The organism is Streptomyces sp. NPDC037203, assembly GCF_055605065.1.
The window spans coordinates 1-14,206 of sequence record NZ_JBVJUC010000003.1 but is presented as its reverse complement, the minus strand read 5'-3'; the positions used below and the strand labels follow the sequence as shown (position 1 = coordinate 14,206).

Here is a 14,206-nt window from a genome sequence, read left to right as displayed (position 1 = left end):
CTGCGCGGTCAGTCCTCGTACGCGTCCAGCGGCGGGCAGGAGCAGACCAGGTTGCGGTCGCCGAAGGCCTGGTCGATGCGGCGCACCGGCGGCCAGTACTTGTCGGCCACCGAGACCCCGGCGGGGAAGACGGCCTCCTCGCGGCTGTAGGCGTGCGTCCACTCGCCGCCGAGCGCGGCGGCGGTGTGCGGGGCGTTGTGCAGCGGGTTGTCCTCGGCCGGCCACACGCCGGAGCCGACCTTCTCGATCTCCGCGCGGATGGCGATCATCGCGTCGCAGAACCGGTCCAGCTCGGTGATGTCCTCCGACTCGGTCGGCTCGATCATCAGCGTGCCGGCCACCGGGAACGACATGGTCGGGGCGTGGAAGCCGTAGTCGATCAGGCGCTTGGCCACGTCGTCCACGCTGACGCCGGTCGCCTTGGTCAGCGGGCGCAGGTCGATGATGCACTCGTGCGCGACCAGGCCGCCGGGGCCGGTGTAGAGCACCGGGAAGTGCGGCTCCAGGCGCTTGGCGATGTAGTTCGCGGAGAGCACGGCCACCTGGGTGGCCCGCTTGAGGCCCTCGCCGCCCATCAGCCGGACGTACGCCCAGGAGATCGGCAGGATGCCCGCCGAGCCCCACGGCGCCGCCGAGACCGGGCCGACGCCCGTCTCCGGGCCGGCCGCCGGCTGGAGCGGGTGGTTGGGCAGGTACGGCGCGAGGTGCGAGCGCACCGCGACCGGGCCGACGCCGGGGCCGCCGCCGCCGTGCGGGATGCAGAAGGTCTTGTGCAGGTTCAGGTGCGAGACGTCGCCGCCGAAGTGGCCCGGCTTGGCGAGGCCGACCAGGGCGTTCAGGTTGGCGCCGTCGACGTACACCTGGCCGCCGACCTCGTGCACACGGGCGCAGATGTCGGCGACGTGCTCCTCGAACACACCGTGCGTGGACGGGTAGGTGATCATCAGCACGGACAGCTGGTCGCGGTGCTGCTCGATCTTGGCCCGCAGGTCCTCGACGTCGATCTCGCCGTCGTCGGACGTCTTGACGACGACGACCTTCATGCCGGCCATCACGGCGCTGGCGGCGTTGGTGCCGTGCGCGGAGGACGGGATGAGGCAGACGGTGCGCTGCTCGTCGCCGTTGGCGCGGTGGTAGCCGCGCACCGCCAGCAGACCGGCCAGCTCACCCTGGGAGCCGGCGTTCGGCTGGAGGGAGACCTTGTCGTAGCCGGTGACCTCGGCGAGGCGGTCCTCCAGCTCGTGGATGAGCGTGAGGAAGCCGGCGGCCTGCTCGGCGGGCGCGAAGGGGTGCAGCGCGCCGAACTCGGGCCAGGTGACGGGCTCCATCTCGGTGGTCGCGTTGAGCTTCATGGTGCAGGAGCCCAGCGGGATCATGCCGCGGTCGAGCGCGTAGTCGCGGTCGGACAGCTTGCGCAGGTAGCGCAGCATCGAGGTCTCGGAGCGGTGCTGGTGGAAGACCGGGTGGGCGAGGAAGTCGTCGCCGCGCAGCAGCGCCTCGGGCAGCGCGTCACCGGCGGCCGCGTCCAGCGCCTCCAGGTCGGCCTCGACGCCGAAGGCGGACCAGACGCTCTCCAGATGGGCCCGCGTGGTGGTCTCGTCGCAGGCAGCGGAGACGTGGTCGGCGTCGACCAGGCGCAGGTTGACGCCCTTGTCACGGGCGGCGGCGACGATCTCGGCGGCCTTGCCGGGCACGCGCGCGGTGACGGTGTCGAAGAACGCGCCGTGCGCGATCTCGACGCCGCCGGCCCGCAGGCCCTCGGCGAGGAGCGTCGCGTAGCGGTGGGTGCGCCGGGCGATGGTCTTCAGGCCCTCGGGGCCGTGGTAGACGGCGTACATGCCGGCCATGACGGCGAGCAGCACCTGCGCGGTGCAGATGTTGCTGGTGGCCTTCTCGCGGCGGATGTGCTGCTCGCGGGTCTGCAGGGCCAGCCGGTACGCCTTGTTGCCGTCGGCGTCGACGGACACGCCGACCAGGCGGCCGGGCAGGCTGCGGGCGAACTTCTCGTGCACCGCCATGTAGCCGGCGTGCGGGCCGCCGAAGCCCATCGGGACGCCGAAGCGCTGGGTTGTGCCGATGGCGATGTCGGCGCCCAGCTCGCCCGGCGAGGTCAGCAGGGTGAGGGCGAGGAGATCGGCGGCGACGGTGACGAGGGCGCCCAGCTCGTGCGCCTGCTCGATCACCGGCTTGATGTCGCGTACGGCACCGGAGGCGCCGGGGTACTGGACGAGCACGCCGTTGATGTCACGGGCGGCGACGTCGGCCGGGATGCCCGCGCTCAGGTCGGCGACGACGACCTCGACGCCGGTCGGCTCGGCGCGGGTCTGGATGACGGCGATGGTCTGCGGCAGGGCGTCCGCGTCGACCAGGAAGAGGCCCTTCTTGTTCTTGCCCATGCGCCGGGACAGGGCCATCGCCTCGGCGGCGGCCGTGCCCTCGTCCAGGAGGGAGGCGCCGGAGGTGGGCAGACCGGTGAGGTCGGCGACCATGGTCTGGAAGTTCAGCAGGGCCTCCAGGCGGCCCTGGGAGATCTCCGGCTGGTAGGGCGTGTACGCCGTGTACCAGGCCGGATTCTCCAGGACGTTGCGCAGGATGACCGGCGGCGTGAAGGTGCCGTAGTACCCCAGGCCGATCATGGAGCCGAGGACCTGGTTGCGGTCGGCGAGCGTGCGCAGCTCGGCCAGTACCTCGGCCTCGGTGCGGGCGCCCGGCAGGTCGAGGGCGTCGGCGTTCTTGATCACATCCGGGACCGCGGCGGCGGTCAGCTCGTCCAGGGAGCCGTAGCCGACCTGCGCGAGCATCTTGGCCCGCGCCTCCTGGTCGGGCCCGATGTGGCGCTGTTCGAAGGAAATGCCCGCTTCGAGCTCGAAGAGCGGAATGCGATGGGCGGTCATGGCGGAGGCCTCCTGGTCTGACGACCTTCGAAGGGCACCACGGCGCGGGTGCCCGGACGGCCTCCCCCTCTGTCATGTCAACCTGAGAGCTTCACCGGGCACCTCGCGGCGCCGGCTTTCACCGTCGGTGAGAGCGGAAGCCGTCGACACCCGCCCTGCTTTCCAGAGTGACCTCGTCCGTGCGGTACGTGAGCCTGAGAGATTCCGGGGAGGATTTGCTCCTTCGGCGCCTCCGAGATGGATCGGAGGACTCTCCCGCACGGGGTCAGCAGCCGCAATCAGCCTACCAGCGAGGTCAACAGCCCGATTCTCAAGTGGCCGCCGCAGTGAATGTGCTCTTTCGTAGTGCTTACGGATGAGTTGCGACCAATTGGAGGGAGAGGGACCGTGCAGAGCGACATCGATCCTCGGAACCTGATCGGCCGCAAGGCGTTCGACCGCAGTGGCACCAAGATCGGCACCATTGACGAGGTGTATCTGGACGACGCCACCGGTGTCCCCGAGTGGGCGGCCATACGCACCGGCCTGTTCTCCCGCGACGCCTTCGTCCCCCTGGAACCCAGCGAACTCGTCGAGGGCACCCTCCACGTCCCCTTCGACCGCTCCCTGATCAAGGACGCCCCCGACTTCGGGGTCGGCCGCCACCTCTCCCCCGAACAGGAACTCCAGCTCTACCACCACTACGGCCTCGACGTGACCCCGGACCCCGCCCCGGACCACACCTTCGGCAGACTGGCGGGCTCGGAGGAGACGTAGAGCCCGCGGTCACGGCGTGGCCGGAAGGCCGGGGACGGCTGAGGGTGTGGGCGGCGGGAGGACCAGGGGCAGGGGGTCCGCGGGCTGCAGCGCGGGGTCGGTGACGAGGAAGGTGCGTATCCGTCCCGGTGGGGACTGCGGGGTCTCGAAGCGCACCGTCACCCGGCCCACCCCGCTGCCCTGCACCCATCCGTGTCCGTGCTCGGCGTGCCGGACGTCCTGGCCGGCCCGCCAGTGCGGCAGCACCGGCTCACGGGGCACGCCGACCGGCTCGGCCGCGGCCTCCTCCGGTGCCGGCTCCGCCCGAGAGGAGGCCTGGGCGAACAGGTCCTCCTGGGTGTAGTCGGCGAGCCCGGAGACGCCGACACCGAGCAGGCGCACCCCGCCCGTCGTGTCCACCGAGTCCAGCAACCGCTCGGCGGCCTCCCGCACCACCGCCGGATCGTCCGTGGGTCCCCGCAGCGTCTCGGAGCGGGTCAGCGTCGAGAAGTCGTACCGCCGCACCTTCAGTACGATCGTCCGCCCGGACAGTCCCGCCTCGCGCAGCCGCCGCACGCACCGGTCCGCCAGCCGCCGCACTTCGAGGCCGATCCGCGGCCGGTCGTGGATGTCCACGTCGTACGTGTCCTCGACCGACACGGACTTGGCCTCCCGCTCGGCCACCACCGGCCGCTCGTCGTGCGCCAGCGCCATGGCGTACAGCGCCCCGCCGTGGGCCTTGCCGAGCAGTCGTACGAGTTCGTCCTCGCCCGCCTCGGCCAGCTCCCCGACCGTGGTGATCCCGGCGCGCCGCAGATGGTCACCGGTGGCCGGCCCCACCCCCGGCAGGGTCCGCACCGGCAGCGGGCCCAGCAGCGCCCGCTCGGTGCCCGGCTCGATGAGGACCAGACCGTCCGGCTTGGCTTGTTCGGAGGCGATCTTGGCGAGCATCTTGGACGCGGCGAGCCCCACCGACCCGGTGAGCCCGGTGACGGCGCTGATGTCCGCACGCAGCCGCTCTCCCGTCCGCCGTGCCGACTCCGCGTCCGTCGCCGCACCCGAGGCCGCCAGGTCCACGAACGCCTCGTCCAGGCTCAGCGGTTCCACCAGCGGCGACAGCGCCCGCAGCAGCGTCATCACCTGCTCGCTGACCGCTCGGTACAGGCTGAAGCGCGGCACCAGGTACGCCGCGTGGGGCGCGAGCCGGCGGGCCTGGGCCATGGGCATCGCCGAGTGGACCCCGAAGGCCCGCGCCTCGTACGACGCCGTGGCCACCACCCCGCGCGGTCCGAGACCGCCCACCACGACCGCTTTCCCGCGCAGGCTCGGCTTGGATGCCTGCTCCACCGAGGCGTAGAAGGCATCCATGTCGAGATGCAGGATCGTGGGCGCGTTTCTCACATCTCCGATGCTGCACCACGGCACTGACAATCCGCGGGCGCCCGGCGGCCCTCCGGCCCGGCAGCAGGTTCAGACCGCCCGGTTGCGGCGGCGCGCCAGTTCGTCCGCCGGGTTGTGCCCGACCAGCGTCTCGCCCGTGTCGACGCGCTCGCCGTGCAGCTGGGACAGGGCGTTCTCCACGTCCCGCCACACCACGCCGACCGCGATCCCGAAGATGCCCTGGCCCCCCTGGAGGAGCGCGTGCACCTCGTCCGGCGACGTGCACTCGTAGACGGTCGCGCCGTCACTCATGAGCGTCATGCGCTCCAGGTCGCAGAAACCGCGCTCCCTGAGATGCTGCACGGCGGAACGGATGTTCTGGAGCGAGACCCCGGTGTCCAGGAACCGCTTGACGATCTTCAGGACGACGACGTCCCGGAAGCTGTACAGCCGCTGGGTTCCCGACCCGTACGCGGGCCGCACACTCGGCTCGACCAGGCCCGTACGCGCCCAGTAGTCGAGCTGTCGATACGTGATGCCGGCCGCCGCACAGGCCGTGGGCCCCCGGTAGCCGATCTCCTCGGACGTCATGGACGCCGCCCCTTCGCCGTCCGGCACCGCCGTCGGCCGTTGCGGAGCGTGATCCACCGCGCTGCTGTGAACCGGGTACGGACCGCTCTCCCCGAAACCGCGCACGGGAGCACCCCCAGCCGTACCGTCGCCGCTGGTTCTCACGCCGACCTCCGTCCTCGACCTGCCTTCTCGACGGTAGGCAGTCACCAGGGGTGCGTCAACGATCGCCACACTCGGCACGCCGAGTGATAATCACCCAAGGAGTGGTTTCCCGTGTCCCACCGCGGGGAAAGGCTAGCCGAATGCCCTCGCGGGGACCCGTAGGACGCTCTCAATCGCCGGTGGCAATTGCCGCCGGAACCGGGCCGCGCCGGACGACGGGCCGTCCCCCGGATGCCCCGGCCGCGCAGGCCAGGGCACCTGTACGCCACCCGGACGCACCGACGGCCTCACTGGCTGCTGGTGCCGAAGTCCTCGGGCGAGATCTGGTCGAGGAACTCGCGGAACTTCTCCACCTCGTCCTCCTGCTCGTCCGGGATGGCGATCCCCGCGTCGTCCAGCACCGTGTCGCTGCCGTAGATCGGCGTGCCGGTGCGCAGGGCCAGCGCTATGGCGTCGGACGGACGGGCGCTGACCTCGACTCCGGAGGCGAAGACCAGCTCCGCGTAGAAGACCCCTTCCCGCAGGTCGGTGATGCGGACTTCGGTCAGCTCCTGGCCGACGGCCTCCAGCACGTCCTTGAACAGGTCGTGGGTCAGCGGTCTGGCCGGGGCCATGCCCTGCTGGGCGAAGGCGATCGCCGTCGCCTCCCCCGGCCCGATCCAGATGGGGAGGTAACGGTCGCCTCCCACTTCGCGCAGGAGCACGATCGGTTGGTTGGAGGGCATTTCGACCCGGACACCTACGACATCGAGCTCGTTCACACAGCAACCCTAGGCCGTGCCCCGGACGTTTGGGTAGTCGGGGCCGCGAGCGCCGGCCGAACCGGTCCCCTGCGGGCCGCCCGCGGATCAGGGAAGACGCACCCCGAGGGCGGTTTTCACGAGGGCCGCGTGCAGTTTCATGGTGAGCGCCGCCAGCTCCTTCGTCCGGGCTTCGGCGAGCACTCTGGTCTGCGGGTTGCGGTGGCGCTTGAGCGGGGCCACCACCTGCTCCACCAGCCCGGCCTCCCGGTCGGCGGCCGCCTTCATCACCCGCAGATGGCGGGGCTCGATACCGAAGCGACCCAGTTCGGCGACGAGGGAGGCCACGGTGACCGCCTCCGCGTCGTACGTACCGTCCGCCAGCGGCACCAGGAGTCCATACGACTCCCACTCCGCCAGCTCGGCCTCCCCGATGTCCGCGGCGGCCAGCAGCTCGGAGCGGCCGACCCTGGCCACGGTGGGCCCCTCCTGCACCTCCAGGACGTCGTCCCCGGTGCGCTGGCGCCCGACTACGGGCAGTGGGGCGGCCTCGCCCCGCTCCATGGCGTCCAGATGCTCGCGGATCACCTTGAGCGGCAGATAGTGGTCCCGCTGCATTCTCAGGACGTGGCCCAGGCGCTCAAGGTCACCGGGGCTGAACTTGCGGTACCCCGAAGGGGTCCGCTGCGGCTCGATGAGCCCCTCCGCCTCCAGGAAACGGATCTTGGAGATGGTGACTTCGGGGAACTCCTCGCGCAGCGCGTTCAGCACCGCGCCGATGCTCATCAACCCGCTGTCCCTGGCGGCGGTACCGCTTCCGGCACCGCCGCTCGGTGTGTGAAGCATGGACCTTCCCTGGGTTACCCCCGGAACGCGTCCGGGGGTAGGTCAGATGCCCTGCCGGCTCGGGTAGAACACCAGCCGGTACTTGCCGATCTGCACCTCGTCACCGCTGTGCAGGGCGACCTGGTCGATCGGCTCGCGGTTGACGTACGTGCCGTTCAGGCTGCCGACGTCGGCGACGGTGAACGAACCGTCCGGCGAGCGGCGGAACTCCACATGGCGGCGCGAGACGGTCACGTCGTCCAGGAAGATGTCGCTCTGCGGATGACGGCCCGCCGTGGTCAGGTCGCCGTCGAGCAGGAAGCGGCTGCCCGAGTTCGGGCCCCGGCGCACCACCAGCAGGGCCGAGCCCGCAGGCAGCGCCTCCACCGCGGCCTGCGCCTCCGGCGACAGCGACGGGATCGGCGTCTGGCCGGTCACCTCCGCGTCGTAGGCCTCCAGACCGGAGATCGAGATCGTGGACGTCGTCTCGGACGCGCGCTCGGGCACGGCGCCGGGACGCAGCGGCGCGCCGCAGTTGGAACAGAAGCGGGCGTTCTCCGCGTTGCGGTTACCGCACCTCGTACACACCAGGGCCGACATGGACGGATCCTCCTGCCGCGGCTGCCCCGCCGGGGCATTGGACGCGTACGGGCCCGGAGCAAAGTCTCCACCCGTACTTGAGGTTGACGGTTGCCCGAAACCTATGCCGCCGGAGTGGGCAGGGTCAACTGACGGCGCGCCCTGGCCTCCCGAAATGTCACCGCCCGGACCAGCCACCTGGTCCCGGAACAGCGGTCGCTGACCCTGTGCGTCAGGCTGTGCGCGATGACGAGCGGTCGCGTTGTCGCCGCCCTCTCGCGCGCTCTTGCCGAACCACTTCGCAAACAACTTCACGGGCGATTCCCCTTGACCGAAACAGACCCGCCCGTGGGGCAGGACGAACCCTGATTGCCGACACCGGCCGACCCGGACACCCTCACAACGTCCGTGCCCGCCAGACAGTTTCCACCACGCGTCACCTCGTCGGTGCGCCGACCCCCCGCAACCTCATGCCCTTGCTGGACCGCCCCCATGCACCGCCGGTTCACTGGGAGGACGACCGAGCGTAGTCAGGCTGCTTCGCCTGTCGCAAGGCGTCCACGACGATCTTGCCCGACTGCGCGACAGAGACCGTGGCCTGCTCCTTCTCCAGAGTCTGCACCACGCCTCCCGGAATGTTCAGCGCCGGCTCGAGATCCTGCGGCTTGCCGATGACCTTGAAACGATAAGGGGCGTTGATCTTGTTCCCGTCCACGCTCACGCTCTTGCCCGCGTCCGCGAAGTAGGTGTTGGCCACCACGCGCACGCCGTTGACCTGGATCGCCTCAGCACCGGCCGCGCGCAGCTCCTGGATGGTGTCGAGCAGCATGTCCGCCTGGACCGTCCCCTTCGTGTCCTCGATCGTCATGGTGATGCCGGGACCCCGGGCCGCCACGGTGCCCGCCAGGATGCCGAGTTGCCGTTCCTTCTCGGCGGTCTGCTTGCGTGCCTCCGCGGCCCGGTCGGAGCTGCTCTGGAGCTCCGACCGCTGCTTTTCGAGTCCCTGCTTCTCGTCCTCAAGACGCTGGGTACGCGAATCCAGTTCATCCAGGATGCGGACAAGATCTTCCTGACGTGCGCCGCGCAGCGCGCTGTCGGTGTCGCTGTTGGACGCCACCTGGACTGCCAGGCCGAAGCCGAGCCCGAACAGGAGCAGCGCGACGATGAGTTGGGGCCGGGTCAGGCGCGGCGGCCACAGCCCCTTGGCGAGCCGCTCACGGCCGGTCAGCGACGCGTCGGGGCGCGGAACGGGCCGCTGGCCGGCACCGGGCGCCGCGGCGGGCACCTCGGCGGGCAGCTCCTTGCGCAGCCGGTTCTCCGGCCGGGCGGCGTGCTCACCGTGCGCGTGCTCGCCGTGCGCGTGCTCGCCGTGCGCGTGCTCGCCGTGCGCGTGCTCGCCGTGCGCGTGGCCGTGGTGCCCGTGCCGCTCGTCGTCGGGGTGCTGGTTGTCGCTCATCGCCTCAAGCCCGGAAGACATGCCGCCGGATCGCCGCGGCGTTGGAGAAGATGCGGATACCGAGGACGACCACGACGCCCGTGGACAGCTGCGCGCCCACGCCCAACTTGTCGCCCAGGAACACGATCAGGGCCGCCACGACCACGTTCGACAGGAAGGACACCACGAAGACCTTGTCGTCGAAAATGCCGTCCAGCATGGCCCGCAGACCACCGAAGACGGCGTCCAATGCCGCCACGACGGCGATCGGCAGATAAGGCTCCACGACCGCCGGAACCTCGGGCCGGACCAACAGGCCGGCCACCACTCCCACGACGAGGCCCAGTACGGCGATCACGATGTGCCCTTCTCCGTCTTCTCGTTGTTCTCGGTGTGCTTGGCGTTCTCGGAGTTCTTGGCGTCCGCCGTCTCGGGGACCGGTTGCGCCGTGCGTACGATCACACTCGGCGCGGCGGGCAAGCGGACGTCGTGCTCGGTGGAGATGGTGGCGCGGATGCCGTAGTTCTGCTCCAGGGCGTGCAGATACAGCCCGTCGCCACTGTTCTGGAAGTCGCTGCTCAGCCGGGGCCCGTCCCCCACCGCCAGCACGGTGTACGGCGGCACGAGCGGCCTGTTGTCGACCAGGATCGCGTCTCCGGCGGCCCTGATCGCCGACAGGGCGGTCAGCCGCTGCCCGTTGACGGAGACGGCCTCGGCGCCGGACGCCCACAGCCCGTTGACCACGCGCTGGAGATCGCGGTCGCGCACCCGGCCGGTGTCGGAGAACCCGGCGGTCTCCCGCGGGTTGGTGCCGTCGCCGCCGGTGCTGGCCTCCTTGGCGTCGTTCACCACCAGCTTGACGCCCGGACCGTGTACCTCGGTGGCGCCCGACAGCATGCCCACCAGGTCCGCCTCGGCGCTGCCGCCGCTCGACCGCAGCGCCGCCCGCTGGCGCGCGCTGACGTCCTCACGCAGCTTGTCCACGCTGCCCTGGAGCTTGTCCGCGTCGGCGGTCTCCTTGTCGACGCGGTCGATCAGCTCCTGGCGCTCCTTCGCCACCACGGGCGCCGCCACCCGCGCCTGGGCCGCCCCGACGGTCACGACCAGCGCGGCGAGCACGAGCCCGCCCGCGAGGCCGAGCTTCGCCCTGAGGGTCTTCGGCAGGCCGCCCTCGCCCCAGGACTTCTTCCGGGCGGCGGCCTCGGCATACCCGTCGTCGAGGCTGTGGTCCATGACGTTGGTGATCAACGACATGGAGGCGTCCAGGCGGCGCGACCGCGCGGCGCTGCTCCGATCGGGGGGTTGCTGCGGCATGCCGCACATCGTCGCATGTCGCGCCCGATACTCCGAATGGCCCCACCGACGCGGCCGGACAGGCCCCCCTCAGGGGAGACCTGTCCGACACCCGCGCGTGCGGCGGTTCCGCGGCCGCGATCCGTGCGGGCCGCGGCCGTGCGGCTTACCGCCCGGCGCTGTCCACGACCCCGGACCATTCGTCCAGCAGGGCCTGCGCGGAAGCGTCGTCCGGACCCTCGGCCCACAGATGCGTGACGGCCTCGGCCGGGTCGGGCAGCACCATCACCCAGCGCCCGTCGGCCTCCACGACCCGCACCCCGTCGGTGGTGTCGACCGAGCGGTCCCCGGCCGCCTCGACCACCCGGCGCATCACGAGTCCCTTGACGGCCCACGGCGTCGCCAGATCCCGCTTGAGGACGTGCGCCCGCGGGATCCGCGCGTCGATCTGGCTCAGGGTGAGCTGGGTGCGCGCCACGAGCCCGATCAGCCGGACGAACGCGGCCGTACCGTCGAACACGCTGCCGAACTCGGGAACGATGAACCCGCCCTTGCCGTCACCGCCGAAGATGGTGCCTTCCGCACCACCCACACGAGTGAGGTCGTCGGGCGAGGTCGTCGTCCACTCGACCTGGGTGCCGTGGTAGGCGGCCACCTGTTCGGCGATGCGGGTCGTGGTGACGGGCAGCGCCACCCGGCCGCTGCGCCGCTCCGCGGCCACCAGGTCCAGCATCACCAGCAGCGCCCGGTCGTCCTCGATGATCCGGCCCTTCTCGTCCACGAGCGACAGCCGCTCGCCGACGGGGTCGAAGCGGACGCCGAACGCGGCGCCCGAGGACGCGACGATCTCGCCGAGCCGCACCAGACCGCTGCGCCGCATCTCGGCGGTCTCGGTGGGCCTGGACTCGTCCAGACCCGGATTGATGGTCAGCGAGTCCACTCCGAGCTTGCCCAGCAGGCTGGGCAGCACCAGGCCCGCGCTGCCGTTGGAGGCGTCCACGACGACCTTCATGCCGGACTCGGCGATCCCGCTGGTGTCGACATTGCGCAGCAGCGACCCGGTGTACGAGTCGAAGACGCTGGAGGGGAAGTACAGGTCCCCGATCTCGCCGGGGAACGCCCGCCGGTACTCCTGGCGCGCGAACACCCGGTCCAGCTTGCGCTGGCCGCCCTGGGACAGGTCGGCGCCCTGGCCGTCGAAGAACATGATGTCGACGGAGTCGGGGACGCCGGGCGTGGTGCGGATCATGATGCCGCCGGCGCTGCCCCGCGCGGTCTGCTGCCGGGCCACGGGCAGCGGCACGTTCTCCAGGTCGCGTACGTCGATGGCGCTCGCCTGCAGTGCCGAGATCACCGCGCGCTTGAGCGCGCGGGCGCCTCGGGAGTGGTCGCGGGCCGTGGTGACCGTGGAGCCCTTCTTGAGCGTGGTCGCGTACGCGCCGGCGAGGCGTACGGCGAGCTCGGGCGTGATTTCCACGTTCAGGATGCCGGAGACCCCGCGGGCGCCGAAGAGGTGCGCCTGGCCTCTGGATTCCCAGATGACCGAGGTGTTGACGAAGGCGCCGGCCTCGATCGTCTTGAACGGGTAGACCCGCACATTGCCCTGCACGATCGATTCTTCGCCGATCAGGCATTCGTCGCCGATGACGGCGCCGTCCTCGATCCGGGCGGCCCGCATGATGTCGGTGTTCTTGCCGACGACGCAGCCGCGCAGATTGCTGTGCTGGCCCACATAGACGTTGTCGTGGACGACCGCCTTGTGCAGGAAGGCGCCGCTCTTGACGACGACGTTCGAGCCGACGACGGAGTCCTCGCGTATCTCGGCTCCGGCTTCGACCTTGGCGTAGTCGCCGATGTAGAGCGGTCCGCGCAGGACGGCGTCGGGATGTACCTCGGCGCCCTCGGCCACCCATACGCCGGGGGAGATCTCGAATCCGTCGATGTCGACGTTGACCTTGCCTTCGAGCACGTCGGCCTGCGCCTTGACGTAGCTCTCGTGCGTGCCGACGTCCTCCCAGTAGCCCTCGGCGACGAAGCCGTAGATCGGCTTGCCCTCCTTCATCAGCTGCGGGAAGACATCGCCGGACCAGTCGACCGGAACATCGGGTTCTACGTAGTTGAAGACTTCGGGCTCCATCACGTAGATGCCCGTGTTGACGGTGTCGGAGAAGACCTGCCCCCAAGTCGGCTTCTCCAGGAAGCGCTCGACCTTGCCTTCCTCGTCCACGATGGTGATGCCGAATTCCAGGGGGTTGGGCACGCGGGTCAGGCAGACCGTGACGAGCGCGCCCTTCTCCTTGTGGAAATTGATCAGCTCCGTGAGGTCGAAGTCGGTCAGGGCATCACCGGAGATGACGAGGAAGGCATCGTCCTTCAATGCCTCTTCGGCGTTCTTGACGCTTCCGGCGGTACCGAGTGGCTTCTCCTCATTGGCGTAGGTGAGCTCCATACCGAGTTCTTCGCCGTCACCGAAGTAGTTCTTGACGAGCGAGGCAAGGAACTGCACGGTGACGACGGTCTCGGTGAGCCCGTGCCTTTTGAGCAGCCGTAGCACATGCTCCATGATCGGGCGGTTCACCACTGGCAGGAGCGGCTTGGGCATGCTTGAGGTCATGGGGCGAAGGCGGGTGCCTTCACCTCCGGCCATCACGACGGCCTTCATGTCGGAAGCGTCCTCCTCTGAGAGACGACGGTCTTAGCCGACTTCACCCGTCCAGATTGTCCCGCACTTTTCTGCCGCGGGCCATCGAGGCGTTACGTCAGGACAATCGCCGAGCTCAATCGGCCATGGCATCCGCGCGAACCAATCGGCGGACTTGTACCACGTAGAGCACTCCTGCCCACCAATAGAGGGTTGTACCCCATCCGGCGAACGCCCATCCGAAAACAGCGGCCAGTGACGCGATCCAACTGTGGCCGTCACTGAGGAGCAGGAGCGGGAAGGCGTACATGAGGTTGAACGTGGCTGCCTTCCCGAGGAAGTTGACCTGGGGCGGCGGGTAGCCGTGCCGGCGGAGGATACCCACCATCACCAGGAGCATCAGCTCCCGCGCGAGCAGCAGGCCCGTCAGCCAGAGGGGCAGGATCTCCCGCCAGGTGAGGCCGACCAGCGTGGAGAGCACGTAGAGCCGGTCGGCGGCCGGGTCGAGGAGCCGGCCCAGGCTGCTGATCTGGTTCCAGCGCCGGGCGAGCTTGCCGTCCAGGTAGTCGCTGACTCCGCTGAAGGCCAGCACGAGCAGGGCCCATCCGTCGCTCTTGGGGCCCCCGAACTCCGGCCTGAGGATCAGCCACAGGAACAGGGGCACGCCGAGGAGCCGCGCCATGCTGAGGATGTTGGGGATGGTGAGGACCCGGTCTGTCTGGACACGGGTCTCCTGGACCTCCACCCGGATGCCTCCTGTGGGAAAACGAGCCAACGATGCTCCCCGACTTTACCCCAACGCAAAAAAGCTCCGGCTCTCGGGCTGGTGCCCAAGAGCCGGAGCTCTAAAAGGAGTTCGGCGGCGTCCTACTCTCCCACAGGGTCCCCCCTGCAGTACCATCGGCGCTGAAAGGCTTAGCTTCCGGGTTCGGAATGTAACCGGGCGTTT

Annotated in this window: 12 protein-coding genes, 1 rRNA gene and 1 riboswitch; of the genes, 1 reads left to right on the top strand and 12 read right to left on the bottom strand. The window is 70.0% G+C overall.

What is annotated here, in order from left to right:
* Positions 1–8: 8 nt before the first annotated feature.
* Positions 9–2,894: an aminomethyl-transferring glycine dehydrogenase gene (gene gcvP, locus ACZ7EC_RS09235; RefSeq protein WP_471059845.1), complete on the bottom strand. Its 2,886-nt coding sequence runs from the start codon at positions 2,892–2,894 to the stop codon at positions 9–11.
* A 172-nt stretch (positions 2,895–3,066) separates the two neighbouring features.
* A riboswitch (glycine riboswitch) is annotated at positions 3,067–3,162 on the bottom strand.
* A 119-nt stretch (positions 3,163–3,281) separates the two neighbouring features.
* Between gcvP and ACZ7EC_RS09230 the strand changes: the two genes are divergently transcribed.
* On the top strand, positions 3,282–3,650 hold the full coding sequence (locus tag ACZ7EC_RS09230) for a PRC-barrel domain-containing protein (protein WP_471059842.1): 369 nt from the start codon (positions 3,282–3,284) through the stop codon (positions 3,648–3,650).
* 9 nt (positions 3,651–3,659) lie between these two features.
* Here ACZ7EC_RS09230 and ACZ7EC_RS09225 read toward each other — a convergent pair whose 3' ends face one another.
* From ACZ7EC_RS09225 to rrf, 11 genes are all read right to left on the bottom strand, one after another.
* Positions 3,660–5,030 (bottom strand): DNA polymerase IV, encoded by a 1,371-nt coding sequence (locus ACZ7EC_RS09225; RefSeq protein ID WP_471059840.1) that lies wholly within the window; start codon positions 5,028–5,030, stop codon positions 3,660–3,662.
* Positions 5,031–5,099: 69 nt separating this feature from the next.
* Entirely contained in the window at positions 5,100–5,744 is a 645-nt protein-coding gene (locus ACZ7EC_RS09220; RefSeq protein WP_397987021.1) for a MerR family transcriptional regulator, read from the bottom strand.
* Between the two features lie 287 nt (positions 5,745–6,031).
* Positions 6,032–6,505: a bifunctional nuclease family protein gene (locus ACZ7EC_RS09215; protein WP_026253112.1), complete on the bottom strand. Its 474-nt coding sequence runs from the start codon at positions 6,503–6,505 to the stop codon at positions 6,032–6,034.
* An 87-nt stretch (positions 6,506–6,592) separates the two neighbouring features.
* Positions 6,593–7,330, bottom strand: a complete 738-nt coding sequence (gene ftsR, locus ACZ7EC_RS09210; protein WP_471059837.1) for a transcriptional regulator FtsR — start codon at positions 7,328–7,330, stop codon at positions 6,593–6,595.
* A 42-nt stretch (positions 7,331–7,372) separates the two neighbouring features.
* Positions 7,373–8,203 (bottom strand): FHA domain-containing protein, encoded by an 831-nt coding sequence (locus ACZ7EC_RS09205; protein ID WP_471059835.1) that lies wholly within the window; start codon positions 8,201–8,203, stop codon positions 7,373–7,375.
* 190 nt (positions 8,204–8,393) lie between these two features.
* Positions 8,394–9,344 carry a DUF881 domain-containing protein gene (locus tag ACZ7EC_RS09200; RefSeq protein WP_471059832.1) on the bottom strand — a complete coding sequence of 317 codons (951 nt, stop codon included), beginning with the start codon at positions 9,342–9,344 and terminating at the stop codon, positions 8,394–8,396.
* A 4-nt stretch (positions 9,345–9,348) separates the two neighbouring features.
* Positions 9,349–9,681, bottom strand: coding sequence for a small basic family protein (locus tag ACZ7EC_RS09195; RefSeq protein ID WP_003988855.1), 333 nt, complete (start codon positions 9,679–9,681; stop codon positions 9,349–9,351).
* Positions 9,678–10,637 (bottom strand): DUF881 domain-containing protein, encoded by a 960-nt coding sequence (locus tag ACZ7EC_RS09190; protein WP_471059829.1) that lies wholly within the window; start codon positions 10,635–10,637, stop codon positions 9,678–9,680. Before ACZ7EC_RS09190 ends, ACZ7EC_RS09195 begins: the two co-directional genes overlap by 4 nt.
* Before the next feature lie 145 nt (positions 10,638–10,782).
* The gene (locus ACZ7EC_RS09185; RefSeq protein WP_397987016.1) at positions 10,783–13,278 is read right to left on the bottom strand and encodes a sugar phosphate nucleotidyltransferase; all 2,496 of its coding nucleotides are present in this window, start codon (positions 13,276–13,278) and stop codon (positions 10,783–10,785) included.
* Between the two features lie 115 nt (positions 13,279–13,393).
* Positions 13,394–14,002 carry a CDP-alcohol phosphatidyltransferase family protein gene (locus tag ACZ7EC_RS09180; protein WP_471059808.1) on the bottom strand — a complete coding sequence of 203 codons (609 nt, stop codon included), beginning with the start codon at positions 14,000–14,002 and terminating at the stop codon, positions 13,394–13,396.
* A 109-nt stretch (positions 14,003–14,111) separates the two neighbouring features.
* Positions 14,112–14,206 (bottom strand): 5S ribosomal RNA (rrf, locus tag ACZ7EC_RS09175); the annotation flags it as partial.

What these genes read in the sequence shown, in the direction of transcription:
- ACZ7EC_RS09185 (WP_397987016.1), bottom strand. Translation starts at nt 13,278, where the DNA reads ATGAAGGCCGTCGTGATGGCCGGAGGTGAAGGCACCCGCCTTCGCCCC.
- ftsR (WP_471059837.1), bottom strand. Translation starts at nt 7,330, where the DNA reads ATGCTTCACACACCGAGCGGCGGTGCCGGAAGCGGTACCGCCGCCAGG.
- gcvP (WP_471059845.1), bottom strand. Translation starts at nt 2,894, where the DNA reads ATGACCGCCCATCGCATTCCGCTCTTCGAGCTCGAAGCGGGCATTTCC.
- ACZ7EC_RS09190 (WP_471059829.1), bottom strand. Translation starts at nt 10,637, where the DNA reads ATGCCGCAGCAACCCCCCGATCGGAGCAGCGCCGCGCGGTCGCGCCGC.
- ACZ7EC_RS09200 (WP_471059832.1), bottom strand. Translation starts at nt 9,344, where the DNA reads ATGAGCGACAACCAGCACCCCGACGACGAGCGGCACGGGCACCACGGC.